The organism is Brevibacterium oceani (genome assembly GCF_013623835.1).
In the GTDB taxonomy this organism is placed as follows: domain Bacteria; phylum Actinomycetota; class Actinomycetes; order Actinomycetales; family Brevibacteriaceae; genus Brevibacterium; species Brevibacterium oceani.
The window spans coordinates 164,775-185,221 of the sequence record NZ_JABKDE010000004.1; the positions used below are offsets into that span (position 1 = coordinate 164,775).

17 protein-coding genes, 1 tRNA gene and 1 pseudogene are annotated in these 20,447 nt (G+C 67.3%); 16 read left to right on the forward strand and 3 right to left on the reverse strand.

The genetic code is table 11. The features are described 5' to 3' along the window. Positions 1-303: 303 nt before the first annotated feature. A complete protein-coding gene (gene upp / locus HK401_RS10155) occupies positions 304-942 on the reverse strand; it encodes a uracil phosphoribosyltransferase (protein WP_181274554.1) in 639 nt (212 codons plus the stop codon). 72 nt (positions 943-1,014) lie between these two features. On the opposite strand from upp, the gene HK401_RS10160 reads away from it, so the two are divergent. The 13 genes and pseudogenes from HK401_RS10160 (at position 1,015) to HK401_RS10220 (ending at position 16,595) form a co-directional block, all read left to right on the forward strand. Next, complete coding sequence (locus HK401_RS10160) at positions 1,015-1,566, forward strand: tRNA adenosine deaminase-associated protein (RefSeq protein WP_181274555.1); 552 nt, start codon at positions 1,015-1,017, stop codon at positions 1,564-1,566. Positions 1,567-1,619: 53 nt separating this feature from the next. After that, positions 1,620-2,051: a nucleoside deaminase gene (locus tag HK401_RS10165; protein WP_181274556.1), complete on the forward strand. Its 432-nt coding sequence runs from the start codon at positions 1,620-1,622 to the stop codon at positions 2,049-2,051. Positions 2,052-2,114: 63 nt separating this feature from the next. Next, positions 2,115-2,202: transfer RNA gene (locus tag HK401_RS10170), tRNA-Ser, on the forward strand. A gap of 311 nt (positions 2,203-2,513) precedes the next feature. Further along, positions 2,514-3,974, forward strand: a complete 1,461-nt coding sequence (locus HK401_RS10175; protein ID WP_181274557.1) for an NCS2 family permease — start codon at positions 2,514-2,516, stop codon at positions 3,972-3,974. A gap of 194 nt (positions 3,975-4,168) precedes the next feature. After that, a complete protein-coding gene (locus tag HK401_RS10180) occupies positions 4,169-5,674 on the forward strand; it encodes a xanthine dehydrogenase small subunit (RefSeq protein ID WP_181274558.1) in 1,506 nt (501 codons plus the stop codon). Then, the gene (gene xdhB / locus HK401_RS10185) at positions 5,674-8,052 is read left to right on the forward strand and encodes a xanthine dehydrogenase molybdopterin binding subunit (RefSeq protein ID WP_181274559.1); all 2,379 of its coding nucleotides are present in this window, start codon (positions 5,674-5,676) and stop codon (positions 8,050-8,052) included. Before HK401_RS10180 ends, xdhB begins: the two co-directional genes overlap by 1 nt. Further along, positions 8,049-8,834: a xanthine dehydrogenase accessory protein XdhC gene (gene xdhC, locus HK401_RS10190; RefSeq protein WP_181274560.1), complete on the forward strand. Its 786-nt coding sequence runs from the start codon at positions 8,049-8,051 to the stop codon at positions 8,832-8,834. Before xdhB ends, xdhC begins: the two co-directional genes overlap by 4 nt. A 60-nt stretch (positions 8,835-8,894) precedes the next feature. Next, a complete protein-coding gene (gene guaD, locus HK401_RS10195) occupies positions 8,895-10,181 on the forward strand; it encodes a guanine deaminase (RefSeq protein WP_181274561.1) in 1,287 nt (428 codons plus the stop codon). Between the two features lie 167 nt (positions 10,182-10,348). Then, entirely contained in the window at positions 10,349-11,179 is an 831-nt protein-coding gene (locus tag HK401_RS10200; protein ID WP_181274562.1) for a hydroxypyruvate isomerase family protein, read from the forward strand. A 22-nt stretch (positions 11,180-11,201) separates the two neighbouring features. After that, positions 11,202-12,095 (forward strand): annotated as a pseudogene (locus tag HK401_RS10205) (2-hydroxy-3-oxopropionate reductase); the annotation flags it as partial. Between the two features lie 115 nt (positions 12,096-12,210). Continuing rightward, positions 12,211-14,004, forward strand: coding sequence for a glyoxylate carboligase (gcl, locus tag HK401_RS10210; RefSeq protein WP_181274564.1), 1,794 nt, complete (start codon positions 12,211-12,213; stop codon positions 14,002-14,004). Positions 14,005-14,105: 101 nt separating this feature from the next. Further along, the gene (gene allB, locus HK401_RS10215) at positions 14,106-15,461 is read left to right on the forward strand and encodes an allantoinase AllB (RefSeq protein WP_181274565.1); all 1,356 of its coding nucleotides are present in this window, start codon (positions 14,106-14,108) and stop codon (positions 15,459-15,461) included. 144 nt (positions 15,462-15,605) lie between these two features. After that, complete coding sequence (locus HK401_RS10220) at positions 15,606-16,595, forward strand: DUF559 domain-containing protein (RefSeq protein WP_181274566.1); 990 nt, start codon at positions 15,606-15,608, stop codon at positions 16,593-16,595. A gap of 70 nt (positions 16,596-16,665) precedes the next feature. Here the strand turns inward: HK401_RS10220 and bcp are convergent, their stop codons facing one another. Next, positions 16,666-17,145 carry a thioredoxin-dependent thiol peroxidase gene (bcp, locus tag HK401_RS10225; protein ID WP_181274567.1) on the reverse strand — a complete coding sequence of 160 codons (480 nt, stop codon included), beginning with the start codon at positions 17,143-17,145 and terminating at the stop codon, positions 16,666-16,668. Between the two features lie 11 nt (positions 17,146-17,156). Continuing rightward, positions 17,157-18,368: a glycerate kinase gene (locus HK401_RS10230; protein ID WP_181274568.1), complete on the reverse strand. Its 1,212-nt coding sequence runs from the start codon at positions 18,366-18,368 to the stop codon at positions 17,157-17,159. Positions 18,369-18,570: 202 nt separating this feature from the next. On the opposite strand from HK401_RS10230, the gene uraD reads away from it, so the two are divergent. The 3 genes from uraD (at position 18,571) to pucL (ending at position 20,431) form a co-directional block, all read left to right on the forward strand. Then, positions 18,571-19,065, forward strand: a complete 495-nt coding sequence (gene uraD, locus HK401_RS10235) for a 2-oxo-4-hydroxy-4-carboxy-5-ureidoimidazoline decarboxylase (RefSeq protein ID WP_181274569.1) — start codon at positions 18,571-18,573, stop codon at positions 19,063-19,065. After that, on the forward strand, positions 19,062-19,385 hold the full coding sequence (gene uraH / locus HK401_RS10240; RefSeq protein WP_181274570.1) for a hydroxyisourate hydrolase: 324 nt from the start codon (positions 19,062-19,064) through the stop codon (positions 19,383-19,385). The genes uraD and uraH overlap by 4 nt, the downstream gene beginning before the upstream one ends. A 161-nt stretch (positions 19,386-19,546) precedes the next feature. Next, positions 19,547-20,431, forward strand: coding sequence for a factor-independent urate hydroxylase (pucL, locus tag HK401_RS10245; protein WP_181274571.1), 885 nt, complete (start codon positions 19,547-19,549; stop codon positions 20,429-20,431). The last annotated feature ends 16 nt before the right edge of the window (positions 20,432-20,447 follow it).

Sequence of the window (20,447 nt, forward strand, 5' to 3'; positions counted from 1 at the left end):
TCCTTTGCTCCGACCATCGGGTCGATATGACTGAATGAGTCCGCTGCTTGAGTGTGCGTGTTCTCGTTCGAGGCCGGACAGCGGGAGGGCGATCACCGACCGCGAACGCAGCGCATACACATGGCTGCTGCGGGCATTCGCATCAGGTGAGTGGCTGAAGTCATGGCTTCATTATTTGTCACAAAACTTCGGCGGTGCAAAGGAAAAGCCGAAAATGAGACGACTGTGACGAAATATGACGACATCCTCGCCGAGGCGGCCGACCGATTTCGTCATCTGCGGGCACGCGCCGCCCGCGCGGCGTCAGTCGACGATTCCGTACATCCGGTCCCCAGCGTCGCCGAGGCCCGGGACGATGTAGCCCTTCTCGTTGAGCCGCTCGTCGAGGGCTGCGGTGCAGATCTTCACCTCGGCGGATTCGCTGTAGTCGCGTTCGATGCGTTTGACTCCCTCGGGTGCGGAGACGAGGCAGATCGCAGTGACGTCGCGGGCTCCGCGGGCGAGCAGGAAGTCGATCGCCATCGCCAGGGTGCCGCCGGTGGCGAGCATCGGATCGACGATGAAGATCTGCCGTCCGGTGAGGTCATCGGGCAGACGGTCGGCGTACGCGCTGGGCTCGAACGTCGTCTCGTCGCGGACCATGCCGAGGAAGCCCACCTCGGCGGTGGGAAGGATGCGCAGCATCCCGTCGAGCATGCCGAGCCCCGCGCGGAGGATCGGGACGACGATCGGGCGGGGTTCGGCGATGCGGGTGCCGGTGAACGTCGAGACCGGGGTCTCGATCTCCTTGGCTTCGACGGCGACCGACCGTGTGGCCTCGTAGGCCAGCAGCATGACGAGCTCTTCCGTGAGCTGTCGGAATCGAGCGGAATCCGTGGTCCGATCGCGCAGAGCAGTGAGTTTGTGGTCGATGAGCGGGTGATCGGCGACGTGAAGATCCATACCCAAATGGTACGGGAGAACTTCCCCGATCCGGCAGTGGTCAACGCGGGTCCGAGCGTACACAATGGAGGCATGTCGTACTTCACTGAGATCCTGGCCGATTCCGGCGACGGCTTCCGCGCCCTCGACGTCGACGTCCGCGACGCATCCGACCTCGACGATCTGGTCGATACGATGCGTTCGGCCGCGGGGGAGGACGGGGAGGCGATCGCCGTCATCGAACACGAGGACGAATGGTTCGGCCTCGTGCGCCTGTGCGAGAACAACGAGGTCAAGGTCTTCCTCTCCGATCTCGCCGCGGTCGAGGCGAGCCCTTTCGCGGAGATCTTCGCCGACTTCCTCGACGCCCGTCCCGACGCCTACGAGGCCGAGCCCGAGGAGGACTTCGGAGCCGAGGAGGTCGAGGCCGATGACACCGACGATGAGGATGGCGACGAGGTCGAAATGCTCGAATTCGACCCCGACGCCGAATGGGGCGGGGACGCCGACATCTATGCCGACCGGGGAGTGCCCGCCGCCACGCTCATCGAGCAGGTCGAGGCGCACCGCTCCGACCCGGCCCGCGTCGTCGCCCACATCGGGGAGACCGTCGGATTCGCCGATCAGCTCGAGGCCGCCCGCTGAGCGCTGGTGCCGGCACCCGTTCCTCTGCGGAGGCGGCGCGGTTCGATGACTGGATGGGTCTCGCCCTCGCCGAGGCTGCCCTGGCCCCCGCTCATGACGACGTTCCCGTCGGGGCCGTCGTCATCGATTCCGGAGGTACCGTGGTCGGCCGCGGCCACAATCGTCGGGAAGTCGATGCCGATCCGCTCGGCCACGCCGAGCTGATGGCGCTGTCGGCCGCCGCGGAGGCTGTCGGCCGGTGGCGGTTGGACGACTGTACCCTTGTGGTCACCCTCGAACCCTGCGCGATGTGCGCCGGGGCGCTGGTGGGCTCCCGCATCGCCCGCGTCGTCTACGGGGCCTTCGACGACAAGGCCGGGGCAGTGGGGTCGATGTGGGATCTGCTGCGCGACCGTGCTGCGCTGCATCACCCCGAGGTGGTCTCGGGGGTTCGGGCTGACGAGGGGAAGGCGCTGTTGCGCGAGTTCTTCGCGAGCCGGCGCTGACGTGGCTCAGCTCACTCGATTCCGATTTGGCGGTCGAATCCACGCCGCTGTACAGTTGTCGGCGGTGGCGTGTCCGAGCGGCCGAAGGTGCAACACTCGAAATGTTGTGTACGGTAACCCCGTACCGTGGGTTCAAATCCCACCGCCACCGCCGAGGAAAACCCCTGACCGGCTCCGTCCGGCCAGGGGTTCTCTCTGTCTGAATCCGGGTTCGGTGGCGGTCTGGCACCAGGTTCGACTGCGGTGCGCGTGCGCGCGTGAAGAAGTGTGATGATTGACACATGTTGGTCGAACGGCGAGACTGGGCCGATGAAATAGAAGAAGTTTTCCGGGATGTGAAAGTTCTGGTGTCGGTGTCGCACCGATGGCTTGTCTGTTTCATTGCGCACGTTCAAGGCGCAGGGCCGGCGACGATGATGTCGGCGGCTGACCAAATCGAACAACCTGAGGTGGTCCATGAAAATGGCAGACAATGATCAAGCGGTACAGACCGCAACCGAGAGACCGGGGCTTCTCGACAGATTCTTCGAAATCACCCATCGCGGCTCGACGGTCAAGCAGGAGATCCGCGGCGGCATCGTCGCCTTCGTCGCGATGGCCTATATCGTCGTGCTCAACCCGCTCATCCTCGGAGGCAGCGAGGACATCGCCGGAGGCGCCCTCGACTTCGCCCAGCTGACCGCGGTCACCGGGCTCACCGCCGGGCTCATCACGATCCTCTTCGGCGTCGTCGCCCGGCTCCCGTTCGGACTCGCCGCGGGTCTGGGGATGAACAGCTTCCTCGCCGTGTCCGTCGTGCAGGAGGTCACCTGGGCCGCGGCGATGGGCCTGGTGGTCATCAACGGCATCATCATCGTCCTCCTCGGTGCCACGGGCATCCGGACGGCGATCTTCAACGCCGTCCCTCACGCGCTGAAGATCGCGATCACCGTGGGCATCGGACTCTTCATCGCCTTCATCGGCTTCGTCAACTCCGGCTTCGTCACCCGCACCCCCTCGGGTCCGCCGGTGCAGCTGGGCCAGGACGGATCGATCTCTTCCCTGCCGACGCTCGTGTTCGTCTTCGCGCTCGTGCTCATCGGCATCCTCGTGGCCAGGAAGGTTCCCGGCGGCATCCTCATCGGGATGATCGTGGCCACCATCGCGGCCATCATCATCCAGGCCTTCGCCAAGCTCGGCACCGTCGGCGACCCGGTCAGCCCGGATCCGAAGGGCTGGAACCTCTCCGCACCGGAGATCCCCAAGCAGATCCTGGCGCTGCCGGACTTCTCTCTCATCGGAGCATTCGACCCTGTCGCCGTCTTCCAGCAGATCGGGGTCCTCGCGGCCACGATGCTCGTGTTCACCCTCGTGTTCACGAACTTCTTCGACGCGATGGGATCGATGACGGGTCTGGCCCGCCAGGCCGGTGTCCAGACCTCTGACGGCATGTTCCCGCGCATCCGCGGAGCCTTCGTCGTCGAGGGTCTCGGAGCTGTCGTCGGCGGAGGCGCTTCGGCGTCGTCGAACACCGTCTTCGTCGACTCCGCCGCCGGCATCGCCGAAGGTGCGAGGACCGGTCTGGCCGCCTGCATCACCGGTGTGCTGTTCCTGCTCTCGATCTTCTTCTCCCCGCTCATCGCTGTCATTCCGATGGAGGCCGGTGCCGCCGCGCTCGTCGTCGTCGGCGCGATGATGGTCACGCAGATCCGCGAGATCGAGATGAGCGACTTCCGCGTCTCGCTGCCCGTCTTCCTCACCATGGTCACGATGCCGCTGACCTACTCGATCGCCAACGGCATCGGCGTCGGCTTCATCTCCTGGGCGCTCATCCACGCCATGAGCAGCCGCGCACGCCAGGTCCACTGGCTCCTGTGGGTCGTTTCGGCCGGATTCCTCCTGTACTTCGTTCGCGGACCGATTTCGGCTATCTTGGGAGGATGACAGTTGTGATCGGAAGCACAGCCTGGCAGAAGGGCCAGATCGCGCACGGGGTATGAACCTCGAGGTGACGACCTCATCACCTGACGTTCTTCGCTGCTGTTCGCATGGATAACCAGAAGTTCCGAAGAACGATGCCACTGTTCCAACCATGCACTGTGCGTCTCAGTGATGAGACGTGGGAGGTATGAAGTGCAATGTCGACCGCAGCAACGGATCTCGCCACTGCCGAAGTGACGATCAACGGGACCGTCACCCGATTCGACGGTCCGCCTCATACGAATGCGCTGGACTTCCTGCGCGGTCAGGGACTGACCGCAGCGAAGGAAGGCTGCGCCGAAGGTGAGTGCGGGGCCTGTGCGATTCTCGTCGCCCGCCCCGATGCGTCCGGCGGAACCCGCTGGACCTCGATCAACTCCTGCCTGCTGCCGGCCGCAGCCCTCGACGGCGGAGAGATCGTCACCGCCGAAGGACTCGCCGACGGCGGAACCGCCCATCCCGTCCAGGAAGAGATGGCCGTGCGCGGCGGATCCCAGTGCGGATACTGCACCCCCGGCTTCATCTCCTCGATGGCCGCCGAATACTACCGTCCCGAACGCGCGGCCGAAGCCGCCTGCGAGCCGGGCGATGACGGTGACCACCACTGCGGACCCAACGGCTTCGACCTCCACTCCCTGTCCGGCAACCTCTGCCGCTGCACCGGCTACCGCCCCATCCGCGATGCCGCCTTCGCCCTCGGACAGCCGAGCGCCGAGGATGCTCTGGCTGCCCGCCGCGACCGCTCGGCCCCTGCCCCCGTCGCCACCGACTACCGCCGCGCCGATACCGCAACGGGCAAGGTCGGCCGCTATCGCCGGCCCGCCACACTCGCCGAGGCGGTCGAGATCCTCGCCGCCGACCCCGACGTCACCGTCGTGGCCGGGGCCACCGACTGGGGAGTCGAGGTCAACATCAAGGGCGCACGCGCGAAGAACCTCCTCGCCGTCGACCGCCTGCCCGAGATGCGCGGCATCCGCCGCACCGCAGACCACATCGAACTCGGCGCCGCACACACGCTGTCGGAACTCGAACGCGAACTCGCCGGCGACATCCCGCTGCTGGGCAAGCTCTTCCCGCAGTTCGCCTCCCGGCTCATCCGCAACGGGGCCACGATCGGCGGCAACCTCGGCACCGGCTCACCCATCGGCGACACCCCGCCGGCGCTGCTCGCGCTCGAGGCCGAACTCGTGCTCAGCTCGGTGCGCGGAGATCGCGTCGTCGCACTCGCCGACTACTTCACCGGCTACCGGCAGACCGTGCGGGAGACCGATGAGCTCATCACCGCCATCCGGATTCCGCTGCCCCTGTCGCCGCTGACCTCGTTCCAGAAGATCGCGAAGCGACGCTTCGACGACATCTCATCGGTGGCCATCGGCTACGCCGTCGACGTCACCGACGGCGTGGTGAGGAAGGCCCGGATCGGCCTCGGCGGTGTGGCCGCCACCCCGCTGCGGGCCACCGCCACCGAGGCTCTTCTCGAGGGCCGGCCGTGGAGTCTCGAGACCGTGCACGCCGCTGCAGAGACGCTCGCCGGCGAAGGCACCCCGATGGATGATCACCGAGCGAGCGCGAAGTACCGCACCGCGATGCTGCGCTCCTCCCTCGAACGCTTCTTCGCCGAACAGCTCGGCCAGCCGGCCGTGACCGGACAGGAGGTCAAGTGATGAGCACTCTCTCCCAGCGCCCCGCCGACCCGATCGTCGGTGAACGCCACCACCACGAAAGCGCATTCGGCCACGTCACCGGGTCCGCGCTCTACACCGACGACCTCGTCGGACGTCTCACCGGAGTCCTCCACGCCCACCCCGTGCAGTCGACGACGGCGCACGCGCGGCTGAACTCCCTCGATGTGGCCCCCGCCTACGAAGTGCCCGGTGTCGTGCGCGTCATCACCGCCTCCGACATTCCCGGGGTCAACGACCAGGGCGTCAAACACGACGAACCGATGCTGCCGACCGACGAGATCATGTTCTTCGGCCAGCCTCTGGCCTGGGTGCTCGCCGAGGACCTCGAGGCCGCGAAGGAAGGTGCCGCCGCCGTGGTCGCCGACGTCGACGAGCTGCCCTCGCTCGTGAGTGTGCGCGACGCGATCGCCGCGAACAGCTACCACGGTCAGGAGCTGACGATCGACAAGGGCGAAGCGGACGCCGCGTTCGCCGATGCCGCCCACGTATTCGAAGGCGAGTTCGAGTTCGCCGGCCAGGAGCACTTCTACCTCGAGACGCAGGCCTGCCTGGCCCACGTCGACGAGAACGAGCAGATCTTCATCCAGTCCTCCACCCAGCATCCGACCGAGACGCAGGACATCGTCTCCCACGTCCTCGGGGTCCCCGCCCACGAGGTCACCGTGCAGTGCCTGCGCATGGGTGGCGGCTTCGGCGGCAAGGAGATGCAGCCCCACGGCTATGCCGCGCTCGCCGCACTCGGAGCCAAGCTGACCGGTCGACCTGTGCGCCTGCGGTTGAGCCGCACCCTCGACATCACGATGACCGGTAAGCGCCACGGCTTCCATTCGTCATGGAAGATCGGCTTCACCGAGGACGGGAAGATCCTCGCCCTCGACGCGACGCTCACCGCCGACGGTGGGTGGAGCCTCGACCTGTCCGAACCGGTGCTCACCCGAGCCATGTGCCACATCGACAACGCGTACTGGGTGCCGAACATCCGCGTCACCGGTCGCATTGCGAAGTGCAACAAGACTTCGCAGACGGCCTTCCGCGGCTTCGGCGGGCCCCAGGGCATGCTCGTGATGGAGGACATCCTCGGCCGCGTCGCACCTCAGCTGGGCCTGAGCGCCCGAGAGCTGCGGCGTCGGAACTTCTACACCGAAGGCCAGGACACTCCCTACTACCAGCCGGTGCGCCACCCCGATCGGATCGATGCCTGCTGGGACCAGCTCATCTCCGAATCCGACCTCGAGGCACGCGAACTCGAGATCGAGGCCTTCAACGCCGGTCACGAGCACATCAAACGCGGCCTGGCGATCACCCCGGTGAAGTTCGGGATCTCGTTCAACCTCACCGCCTTCAACCAGGGCGGGGCACTCGTGCTCGTGTACAAGGACGGATCCGTCCTCGTCACCCACGGCGGCACCGAGATGGGGCAGGGCCTGCACCAGAAGATGCTGCAGGTCGCGGCCACGACCCTCGGGGTGCCGCTGTCGACGGTGCGCCTGGCGCCCACGCGCACGGACAAGGTCCCGAACACCTCGGCGACGGCGGCGAGCTCCGGCTCCGACCTCAACGGCGGGGCGGTGAAGAACGCCTGCGATCAGATCCTCGACCGGCTGCGGCAGGTCGCCGCCGGTCTGCTCGGGGCGCCGGCGCACGAGGTGAGCATCGACCGCGGCATCGTCTCCGCCCTGTCCTCGCCGAAGACCGTGACCTGGGAGGAGCTGATCAACACCGCGTACTTCCAGCGCATCCAGCTCTCGGCCTCCGGGTTCTACCGGACCGAAGGGCTGCACTGGAACCTTGCGCAGATGCGCGGCGAACCATTCAAGTACTTCGCGTACGGCACAGCTGCCGCCGAGGTCGAGGTCAACCGCTTCGACGGCTCCTACCGGCTGCGTCGGGTCGATATCGTCCACGACGTCGGGGACTCCCTGTCCCCGCTCATCGACGTCGGCCAGATCGAAGGCGGCTTCGTCCAAGGCGCCGGCTGGCTGACCCTGGAGGACCTGCGCTGGGACGAATCCGATCGACCCAGCCGGGGCCGCCTGGCCACCCAGGCGGCGAGCACGTACAAGATCCCGAGCTTCTCCGAGACCCCGGACGTCTTCAACGTCTCCCTGCTGGACAAGGCACACGAGGAAGGGGCCGTGTACGGGTCGAAGGCCGTGGGCGAACCCCCGCTCATGCTCGCCTTCTCCGTCCGTGAGGCCCTGCGGGAGGCCGTGAGCGCCTTCGGGCCGGCCGGAACCTCGGTCGAACTCGCCTCACCGGCCACCCCCGAGGCGGTGTTCTGGGCGATCGAGGACGTGCGCCGGGCAGAGCCGGGGGCGGCCACCTCGGCGACGGAAGGACAACGAGTTCCGTCATGACCTGGATGGACACCGCATCCGAGCTCCGCAGGGCTCGGGTGCCGGCCGTCCTCGTCACTCTCGCCTCGGTGCGCGGGCACGCCCCGCGCGAAGCCGGAGCGAAGATGATCGCCACCGTCGATGACCTGTTCGGGACCATCGGCGGGGGCAATCTCGAGATGACGGCCGTCACCCGTGCCCGGGAGCTGCTCGCCGAGGGCGTGCGCGCCCCGGAGATGCTCACCCTGCGACTCAACGACAAGGCGCCGGCGAAGTACGGCAGGCAGTGCTGCGGCGGGGAGGTCGCGGTGCTGCTCGAACCCCTGCCCGTGCCCGCCTCGGTGGCGATCTTCGGCATCGGCAACATCGGACTCGAACTCACCCGGATCCTGTCCCGGCACGACATCGACCTCGTCGTCTCCGACTCGCGGCCCGAACAGCTCGAGGCCATCGACGGAATCGGCGCCCCCGTGGCGCAGATCAGCCGCGAATTCGCCGTCGTGGGGGAGGAAGTGCTCACCGCACTTCCGGCTGGCAGCCACGTGCTCATCATGACCCACGATCATGCCGAGGACCTGCACCTGTGCTCCGCGGCGCTGACCCGCGGCGACCTCGGGTCCATCGGGCTCATCGGCTCGAGCGCCAAATGGCAGCGCTTCCGCAAGAACCTCACCGCCGAAGGCTTCGAACCCGAGGTCGTCGACACCATCCGCTGCCCGATCGGACTGCCCGACCTGCCGGGAAAGGCGCCGGCGACCATCGCCGTCAGCGTCGCCGCGGACCTGCTCTCCCGCTTCGCCTGAAGCTGCGCTTCACTACTGCTTTCACCACTGACCTTCACCACTGACTCAAGGAGAACCACTGTGGTCATCTACCGTGCCCGCGTCTTCGATACGCCGGACAACCCCTTCGACGGAGGGCGGCTGCGCGCCGACTCCGACACAGCCCTCGTCGTCGAGGACGGGCTCATCATCGCCCGCACCGACTTCGCCTCCGCCCGCGCATCGCACCCCGACGCCGAGGTGGTTGACCTGCGGGCCGGCGTGCTCATCCCCGGCCTCGTCGACACCCACGTCCACTTTCCGCAGGTGCGCGCCATCGGCTACCTCGGCAAACCGCTGCTCGAATGGCTCGACGACTGTGCCCTGCCCGAAGAGGCGAAGCTTCGCGACGAGGCCTACGCCGGGGCGGTGGCCGGGGAATTCCTCACCGGCCTGACCTCGGCGGGGACCACCTCGGCGATGGTCTTCGGTTCGCATTTCGCCAACGCGGTGGACATCCTCTTCGCCAGGGCCGCCGAGGTGGGGCTGCGGATGACCACGGGCCTCGTCACGAGCGATCGGAACCTGCCCGAACCGCTGCTCACGACCGCCGAGCGGGCGACCGCCGAGAGCCAGGAGCTCATCGACCGGTGGCACGGGCACGGTCGACTGCGATTCGCCGTCACCCCGCGGTTCTCGTTCTCGGCCTCGCAGGAGCTCATGGCCGCCGGCGGGGAACTCCTCGAGGCCAACCCGGACGTGTGGGTGACCTCGCATCTGAACGAGAACCGCGACGAGATCGCCGGGGTTGCGGAGATGTTTCCCGAGGCGATCGACTACCTCGACACCTACGACCGGGCGGGGCTGCTCGGGCGGCGGACGATCCTCGCGCACAACGTCCACCCGAGCGATCGGGAGCTGGCGCGGATGGCCGAGGTCGGGGCCGCCTCGGCGCACTGCCCGACCTCGAATTCGGCGCTGGCCAGCGGATTCTTCCCGCTGCGCCGACACCTCGAGAACGGTGTCCGGGTGGCGTTGGGCTCGGACGTCGGTGCGGGCAACGGATTCTCGCTGCTCAAGGAGGGCGTGCAGGCGTACTTCATGCAGCAGCTGGACCCGGCCGGGGGACTGCCCCTGTCCGCGGCCCACCTGCTCCACCTCGCGACCGCCGCGGGTGCCGATGCGCTCGGACTTGCCGACGAGGTCGGGGACCTGTCCTTGGGCAAGCGCTTCGACGCCGCATACGTCTCTCCCGCCGCGGGGCAGCCACTCGAGGTGGGCATCAGGCACGCCGAGGACGACGAGGCCGCGCTGGCGAAGATCTTCGCCCTCGGAACCCCCGCCGACATCACACAAGTCTGGATCGACGGCACCCCAGTCAAACCCTAATTACTACCCGACGGCGGCCCAGCAACCTCGCGCCAGGTTGCTGGGCCGCCGTCATGTAGCAATTGGGAAGGTCTTGACTCTCGGGTCGCGGGCTGTCTATGCTTATTTCGTGAAACGGAAATAAACTTCCACGATACGAAAACAGCGAGAAACTCAAAGGAGAGCCCATGGTCCACGCATTCGATTTCACCGCTCCCGACAGCTATATCCTCAACTGCTCGACGCTGCTCACCGAACTGCCCGTCCTCGAACGTGCCCAGGCCGCGAAGGACGCCGGCTTCGACCAGGTCGAGTTCTGGTGGCCCTTCGACGGCAACCCGACCCCCACCTCGGCGGAGGTCGATGAGTTCATCACCTCACTCGAAAACGCCGGAGTCGAACTCAAAGGACTGAACTTCTGGGCCGGGAACATGGCAGGCGGCGATCGCGGAATGGTCTCCGTCATCGGCGCCGAGGACGACTTCGCCGCGAACGTCGCCATCGTCGTCGAGATCGGCCGCCGCACCGGCTGCCGCGCCTTCAACGCCCTCTACGGCCTGCGCACCGAAGGCCAGGACCCCTCCGGTCAGGATTCGACGGCCGCGGCGAACCTCGACCTCGCTGCCCGCGCGGTCGCCGAGATCGACGGAACCGTCCTCGTCGAACCCGTCTCCGGTGCCGAGGGCTACCCGCTCAAGCGCTACGCCGACGCCGCCGAGGTGGTCGCGAAGGTCCGATCGGAAGGCCCCGCGAACATCGCCGTCCTCGCCGACTTCTTCCATATGTCCGTCAACGGCGACGACGTCGCCGCCGTCATCGAGGTCGAAGCCGCGAACTTCGGCCACATCCAGATCGCCGACGCCGAGGGCCGCGGAGCACCGGGCACCGGCTCGCTGCCGCTGCGCGACTGGATCGACCGCGCCTACGCGCTCGGCTACACCGGGCAGGTCGCCCTCGAATACAAACAGGACCGCGCCACCGCCTTCGACTGGCTGAGCCACGTCACCCAGACCGCCTGACCACCCTCACCTTCACGGAGGAAACCCCATGAGCAAGACAATCGCATTCATCGGACTCGGAATCATGGGCCTGCCCATGGCCACAAACCTCGTCAATGCCGGCTTCGACGTCCGCGGCTTCAACCGCACCCCGGCCAAGGCCGACGCCCTCGCCGAGGCGGGAGGAAGTGCCGCATCGACCATCGCCGAGGCGGTGACCGGGGCCGACGTCATCATCACCATGGTTCCCGATTCACCCGACGTCGAAGCCGTGCTCACCGGCGACGACGGAATCCTCGCCCACGCTTCCGCCGGGGCCACCTGGATCGACTTCTCCACCATCCGCCCCGATGTGGCCAAGGAGCTGGCCGGCAAGGCCGCCGAGGCCGGACTCAAGCCCCTCGACGCACCCGTCTCCGGCGGAGAGCCCGGCGCCATCGACGGTGTCCTGTCGATCATGGTCGGCGGGAACAAGGCCGACTTCGACGCGGTGTCCGATGTCTTCGAAGCCGTCGGCAAGACCATCGTCCTCGTCGGCCCCTCAGGAGCCGGCCAGACCGTCAAGGCCGCGAACCAGCTCATGGTCGCCGGCAATATCGGACTGCTCGCCGAGGCCGTCGTCTTCCTCGAAGCCTACGGAGTCGAAACAGGTGCGGCGCTGCAGGTCCTCGGCGGAGGACTGGCCGGATCCAAGGTGCTCGACCAGAAGGGGCAGAAGATGCTCGACCGTGAGTTCGGCCCCGGATTCCGGCTCGAACTCCACCACAAGGACATGGGCATCGTCGCCGCCGCCGCACGCGAAGCAGGAGTGGCCATCCCGCTCGGGGCCACCGTCGCCCAGCTCGTCGCTGCAACAGTGCGGCAGGGCAACGGAGGACTCGACCATTCGGGTCTCTTCACCGTCATCGAACAGCTCTCCGGAAAGACCGAGAACTGACACGACCGCCCCACCAGCCGGGCGGGGCCGTCGGCCCAACGACACCGACGGCCCCGCCCACCACGAACCGAGCCGGCGACAGCGTCGTCGCCGGCTCACGAACAAAGGACGAACAATGACACGTATGCGCGCAGTCGACGCCGCAGTGCTCATCCTCGAAAAGGAAGGCGCCACCGAGACCTTCGGCCTGCCCGGAGCGGCGATCAACCCGCTGTACTCGGCGATGAAGGCTCACGGCGGAATCCGCCACACGCTGGCCCGCCACGTCGAGGGAGCCTCCCATATGGCCGACGGCTACACCCGTTCGGCCCCGGGCAACATCGGAGTCTGCCTGGGCACCTCGGGCCCGGCCGGCACCGACATGATCACCGGTCTCTATGCCGCCGCCGCCGACTCCCAGCCGATCCTGTGCATCACCGGCCAAGCACCCGTCGCCGTGCTCGACAAGGAAGACTTCCAGGCCGTCGACATCGCTTCGATCGCGGCGCCGGTGACGAAGATGGCCAAGACGGTCCTCGAGGCCGGGCAGGTGCCCGGAGTCTTCCAGACCGCCTTCCAACTCATGCGCTCGGCCCGCCCCGGCCCCGTGCTCATCGACCTGCCCATCGACGTGCAGCAGACCGAGATCGACTTCGACATCGACGCCTACGAACCGCTCGCCCCCGCGAAGCCCGCGGCCACCTCGGCGCAGGCGGAGAAGATCCTCGACCTCATCGCCGAGGCGGCCCATCCGATCATCATCGCCGGCGGGGGAATCATCAACGCCGATGCCGCCGACCGCCTCGTCGAATTCGCCGAACTCACCTCGATCCCGGTCTCGCCGACCCTGATGGGATGGGGTGCGATCCCCGACGACCACCCGCTGGCCGCCGGCATGGTCGGCATCCAGACTCACGTGCGCTACGGCAACGCCTCCTTCCTCGAATCCGACCTCGTCATCGGCATCGGCAACCGCTGGGCCAACCGCCACACCGGCAACCTCGACGTGTATCGCAAGGGTCGGAAGTTCGTCCACATCGACATCGAACCCACGCAGATCGGCCGCGTCTTCGCCCCCGACTTCGGGGTCGCCTCGGATGCCGGCGCAGCCCTCGACGCCCTGCTCGCCGCCGCGCGATCGCGGTCGGGCGGCCTCCCGGACTTCACCGCCTGGGCCGATGAGTGCACGGCACGGAAGTCGACCGAGCATCGGAAGACGAACTTCACCGAGATGCCGATCAAGCCGCAGCGCGTCTATCAGGAGATGAACCAGGCCTTCGGGCAGGACGTCACCTACGTCTCGACGATCGGTCTGAGCCAGATCGCCGGTGCCCAGATGCTCCACGTCTACCGGCCCCGGCACTGGATCAACGCCGGCCAGGCCGGACCGCTGGGCTGGACCGGACCCGCAGCGCTCGGCGTGGCCAAGGGCAAGCCGGGCGAGACTGTCGTCGCGCTCTCCGGCGACTACGACTTCCAGTTCATGATCGAAGAGCTCGCCGTCGGCGCGCAGCACAAGATCCCCTACGTCCATGTCGTCGTCAACAACTCCTACCTGGGGCTCATCCGGCAGTCACAGCGCGGATTCGAGATGGACTACGAGGTGTCGCTGGCGTTCGAGAACATCAACTCGGCCGGATCCGCATCGTCGGGATACGGGGTCGACCATGTGGCCGTGGCCCAGGGGCTCGGCTGCAAGGCCCTGCGCGTCGAGGACCCCGAACTCATCGGCGAGGGACTGCGCGTGGCCAAGGAGCTCATGGACGAACACCAGGTGCCCGTGGTCGTCGAGGTCATCCTGGAAAGAGTCACGAACATCTCGATGGGCACCGCACTCGATGCGATCAACGAGTTCGAGACCCTCGCCCAGACCCCGGCGGACGCCCCGACGGCACTGACGCCGATGGGTGAGCTGGCCGCCGCGAAATAGGCCGGGTAAGGCCTGTGCCGAATCGTCCGGGCCGAGTAGGCTAGAACGGTATACCGAAAACGTGCCGCCGGCCTGCCGGGCCGGACGACTGAGGAGGAACATTGAGCAATGACGCCAACTTCGATCTGATCATCCGCGCCGAGGCGGCCCTGCTGCCCGAGGGAATCGAGCCGGCAACGGTCGGCGTCAGGGACGGGAGGATCGCCGAGATCGCCCGCGGTGACAACGGCCTGGATCCGGCCGCCTCGGCGGGGGCGGAGGTCGTCGAGGTCGGCGCCGATCAGGTGCTGCTGCCCGGACTCGTCGACTCCCATGTCCACGTCAACGACCCCGGCCGGGCCGAGTGGGAGGGCTTCGCCAGCGCCACCCGCGCGGCCGCGGCCGGGGGAGTGACGACGATCGTCGACATGCCGCTGAACTCCCTGCCGCCGACCGTCGACGTCGCCGCGCTCGAGACCAAACGCGAGGTCGCCGCACCGAAGGCATTCGTCGACGTCGGCTTCTGGGGCGGGGCGATCCCCGGCAACACCGCCGACCTGCGCCCCCTGCACGAGGCCGGTGTCTTTGGGTTCAAGTGCTTCCTCGAGGACTCAGGGGTCGACGAGTTCCCACCCCTGGAACCGGCCGAGATGCAGGCCGACATGGCCGAGATCGCGTCCTTTGACTCGATGCTCATCGTCCATGCCGAGGATCACGAGGTGATGACCGGGGCGCCGAAGAACTCGGGCCCGAAATTCGCCGACTTCCTCGCCACACGCCCCCGTGAGGCCGAGAACGTCGCCATCGCGCGGGTCATCGACGCCGCCCGCGCCACCGGTGCCCGTGCCCACATCCTGCATCTGTCCTCAGCCGATTCGCTCGAACAGATCGCGGCGGCCAAGGCGGAAGGCGTCAAGCTCACCGTCGAGACCTGCCCGCACTATCTCGTCTTCACCGCCGAGGAGATCCCGGACGGGGCGACGACACACAAGTGCTGCCCGCCGATCCGTGAGGAGTCCAACCGCGAGGCACTGTGGCAGGGACTCATCGACGGCACCATCGACTGCATCGTCTCCGACCACTCGCCGTCGACGGCCGAACTCAAGCTGCTCGACACCGGGGACTTCGGTGCCGCATGGGGCGGGATATCATCCCTGCAGCTGGGCCTGTCGCTCGTCTGGACCGAGGCGGCCAAGCGCGGCATCGAACTCGCCGAAGTCGTCCGCTGGATGTCCGCGGCACCGGCGGCGGTGGCGCGGGTGGAGAACAAGGGCGCGATCGCGATGGGCAACGACGCGGACTTCGCCGTGTTCGCCCCCGATGAGGAGTGGACCGTGCGCGCCACGGACCTCTATCACCGCAATCAGATCAGCGCGTACGATGCCCGCACCGTCCGCGGCCGCGTGTCCCGCACCGTGCTGCGCGGCGCCTCAGTGGACTTCGAGACCCCGACCGGTCGCCTCCTCACCGCCCGCTGAATTACTACCTGACGGCGGCCCAGCAACCTTGCGCGGGGTTGCTGGGCCGTCGTCAGGTTGTTTGAGGAAGAAGTTATCCACAGATTGCTGTTTTCTATTGCCGTTTTATAGTGAGTAGTGCACTTTGGTGTCATGTATCTGTGCATGACGACCGAGAAGCTCTACCGGCTGGGTTTTTCCAAGGACGAGGTCCGGCGCGGCGAGAAGTGCTGCCTCTCGCGCATCGCCCGCGGCCGGTACGTCGCGACCGGATCCTGCGAGGACGCCCGCCATGAAGCCATCTGGGCGGCGCTGAGCGAGCAGGACTTCGAGGAGTTCGCTCACCGCGGGGACATGCGCGACGAGATCGAACCTCTGCGCGTGCTCATCCGCACTCGCGCCGAACGCATCCACACCGCCTCGGGGCGCTGGCGGGTGACGAAGGGGCGAGAGGTCTTCTCGCACCTCTCGGCCGCCCTCGTCCACGGACTGCCGATCGCCTATTCGGCGCAGACTCGAGTCGAGGTGTTCCGTCCCAACGTCAGCCGCAGGTACCGACACCTCTACGTCCGCAACCGGGAGATCCCCTCGGCGCACCGGAAGATGGTCGGCATCTACGCGGTGACCACGCTCGAGCGCACCCTCATCGACGTCGCCCGCGACTACAGCCCGGACATCGCCGTGCCGATGCTCGACGAGGCGATCGGCCGCGGCCGGACGAGTCGGCTCCGGCTCGAGGCGGTCCTCGAGGAATGTCCCGAATCCCGCGGCGACGCAGCCGTGCTCCGTGCGCTGCACCTGACCGATGGGAGGCGAGAAGCGCCATCGGAGTCGATCGCCGCGGTCCGGTTCTTCGAGCACGGGATCGCAGGGTTCGAACCGCAGGTCGAATTCTTCGGCGACCACGGCGAGGTGATCGCCCGCGTCGACTTCTGCCACCGCGACGCCCGGCTGATCATCGAGATCGACGGGCTCGAGAAGTACACGATGAACGGGCGGACTCCTCGTGAGAGCATCGCGGCAGAGAAGGCGCGCGAAGCGGCTCTCGAAGCCCGAGGCTACAAGGTCATCCGCTTGACCTTCGGGGAGCTCTTCCGCGCCGCACCGTTCGAACGGATCCTCGGTGTGCTCGCCACGCGGCTGCGCACCGAATGAACGCCCCCAAAGAACCTGACGGCGGCCCAGCAACCTCGCGCCAGGTTGCTGGGCCGCCGTCGGGTAGCAATTAGGGGTGGAGGAGGTGGGTTCTCAGGCGGGCTACGTGGCCCTGGGCATCGACGTTGTATTCCGCATGGGTGAGGGTGCCGTCCTCAGCGATGACGAACGTCGAGCGCAGGGTGCCCTGGAAGGTGTGTTCCCCGTCCGTCTTCTGCCCGTAGCTGCCGTAGGCCCGGGCGACGACCCCGCCGTAGTCGGACAGGAGCGAGAACGTCAGGCCCTCGTCAGCGGCGAAGGCCCGCAGCGACTCCGGATCATCGGGCGAGACGCCGAGGACCTCGAAGCCGGCTGCCGCCAGCGCGGAGAGGTTGTCGCGGAAGTCGCAGGCCTCGGTGGTGCAGCCGGGCGTCGACGCCTTGGGGTAGAAGTAGAGGATGACCTTCCTGCCGGCGAAGTCGGACTTCGAGACGGTCCGTTCCTCTGAGTCGGTGAGCGTGAAGTCCGGTGCGATGTCTCCGGCTCGCAGCTGAGTCGTCGTCACGGTCATGGTGGGTCCTTTCATCGTTGAATGGTGCTTCCAGGAATGGTGCTTCCAGCGGCCACGAGTGCACACGCATGCGCGGCCGAGTCCTCGATGAGCGCTGCGGCGCGCTCGGACAGCGTGTCCAGGTCCGCAGGCCCCGGCGCGATCGACAGAGCCGCGGTGATTCCCGCCTCCCGGCACTCGGCCGGGCTCAGCCCGACCCGTCCGGCGATGACGATCACCCGCGCCGAGGCGGGAGCGTGGTGCCGCACGGCCGCGACGACCTTCCCGCCCAGGGACTGCGAGTCGAACGAGCCCTCGCCGGTGAGCACGAGATCGGCCCCGGCGAGTGCCGCGCTCAGCCCGACGGCCTCGGCGACCATCTGCGATCCCGGCACCACCTCGGCGCCGAGCAGCGTCGTCAATGCCAGCGGAATCCCGCCGGCGGCGCCGAAGCCGGGGGTCGCGGACAGCGTCTCGGCCTCCTCCGCTGAGGAGGTGAGCACCTCGGCGAGGTGGCCCAGACCGGTGTCGAGCACGGTCACGGAGTCCCCGTCCGCACCTTTCTGCGGACCGAAGACCGCCGCCGCCCCGCGGGGGCCGGTGAGCGGATTGTCGACATCGACGGCGATGCGCCAGCGCACATTTGTAGCCCGCGGATCGAGCTCTGAGACATCGACGGCAGCGACAGAGACCAGCCCACCGCCGCCGGGGGCGATCGGTTCGCCCTCGGCATCGGTGAATCGCGCGCCGAGGGCCGTGGCGATGCCGACGCCGCCGTCGGTGCTCGCCGAACCGCCGATGCACAGCAGGATCTCCTCGACGCCGGTCTCGAGCACGGCGCGAGCGATCAGTCCGACCCCGAAGGTGTCGGCACGCTCGGGGCGCAGCGGCACGTCCGAGACCTGCGGCAGTCCGTTGGCTTGGGCCGCCTCGATGACGGCGGTGGTGCCGTCGGGGGAGATCCCGAAGGCCGCCGAGGTGGCCCGACCGAGCGCATCGACCGTGTCCACCGTGCGCGGCTGGGTGCCCCAGACGGCGAGCAGGGTCTCGAGCGTGCCCTCTCCGCCGTCGGCGAAGGGCAGCTCGATCACGTCGGCTGCGGGGAAGGCGGTACGTGCGCCGCGGGCCATGGCGGCCGCGGCCGCGGGTGCGGAGGCCGAACCCTTGAAGGAGTCGGGGGCGCAGACGATCGTCGGGGCGCTCTGGGGCGCTGGGGTGGACTGTGGCACTGTGTCGTGACTCATGGCCTCATTCAACCTCATCGTCTGTCCGGGGTGATCCATGGTCCATTATCCACGATCCGGAAGAAAGTTTCCACAAAAATGTGTGAGCAATTTGACATCGGTGCAGGCGGCCAGCAGACTCGAACCAATCGTTCGGAAATGGTATCCCGAACCGTGACAGTCTGATCAGAGACGGCCTTAACAGCCAGCCAAGGAGGTCATCGTGGACCTGGCCGAGTTCAACCGACTCCCAGCCGACGACGCACGCACGCTGCTGCGCCCCTGCCTCGACGTCGACCGCTGGATCGATGCCGTCGTCGCCGCACGGCCGTTCACCGACCTCGACTCCGCCCTCAACTCGGCGCGCGAGGATGCCGCCCCGCTGAGCAGCGACGAGATCGCAGCCGCAATGTCCCACCATCCGAGGATCGGTGAGAAGGCGAAGAGCGAAAGCGCCGAGGCTGCCCACTCGAGCCGCGAACAGGCCGGGCTCGGCACCCTTGAGGCCGATGTGCAGTCGCGGCTGGCCGCCGGCAACGCCGCCTACGAAGAGCGCTTCGACCGCGTCTTCCTCATCCGCGCCGCCGGTCGCAGCCCCGAAGAGATCCTCTCCGAACTCGACCGTCGCATGGACAACTCCGCCGCCGACGAGGAAGCCGAAGTCGGAGACCAGCTGATTCAGATCGCCGCCCTCCGACTCGAAGGAATCCTCGCATGAGCTTCATCACCGCCCACGCACTCGACTCGACCGTCGGTACACCGGCCGCAGGCCTCGAGGTCACTCTCTATGACGGCGCCGAGGTCATCGTCTCCGCCCGCACCGACGACAACGGGAGGGTCTCGGACTTCGGACCCGACCACCTCGAACCCGGCGACTACCGGATCGTCTTCGGCACCGGCGACTACTTCGCCGCCCGGAACATGGACCATTTCCACCCGGTGGTCACGATCGACTTCAGCGTCCAGGCCGGGCAGGCGCACTATCACATCCCACTGCTGCTCAGCCCCTTCGCCTACAGCACCTACCGCGGCAGCTGAGCCGCACCCTCAATCACCATCAGGGGAAGCAGGCCCCCTGCAGGATCCAGGTCCTCAACAAACCGCCGAAGCCGACCGGTGCTCACCACCGGCGGGCCTCGCCAATCGAATGGACACGGCGCGCGCAGGTGCGCACGCCGACGAACTGGAGGAATACCGCAATGAGCACAGTCCGACTGACATCGAACCAGTACGGCAAGGCAGAGAACCGACTCATGCGGGTCTACCGTGACACCGAACGTCACGAGATCCGCGACCTCAACGTCACCTCGCAGCTGTGGGGCGACTTCGAGACCGCCCACACCGAAGGCGACAACGCCCACGTAGTCGCCACCGATACGCAGAAGAACACGGTCTTCGCGAAGGCCAAGGAACTCGGCGTGAGCTCGCCCGAACAGTTCCTCATCGGCCTTGCCGATCACTTCACCTCGAGCTTCGACTGGGTCACCGGCGGCCGGTGGGAGGCCCAGGAATACGGCTGGGACCGGATCAACGACCACAACCACTCGTTCTTCAAGTCCGCACCCGAGGTCCGCACCGTCGTGTTCACCCGCGACGGAGACAAGGACACGCTGATCTCCGGCTTCAACGGCCTCACCGTGCTCAAGACCACCGAATCGGGCTTCGTCGGCTACCCGAAGGACAAGTACACGACGCTGCCGGAGACCGAGGACCGCATCCTCGCCACCGACATCGCCACCCGGTGGATCTACAACACCACCGACCTCGACTTCGAGGCCGTGTACACCCAGGTCAAGGAGATCATCCTCGATTCCTTCACTGACCACTTCTCCCACGCGCTGCAGCACACGCTCTACCAGATGGGGGAGAAGGTCATCGAGGCCGTGCCGCAGATCGACGAGATCCGCTTCTCCTGCCCGAACAAGCACCACTTCCTCTACGACATCGAGCGCTTCGGGCTCGAGAACCCGAACGAGGTCTTCATCGTCGCCGACCGCCCCTACGGCCTCATCGAGGCCACCTTCACCCGCGACGGCGTCGACGAGAACAAGGACGCCTGGGCACAGATCGCCGGTTTCTGCTGAGCCGGCACACCTGCTG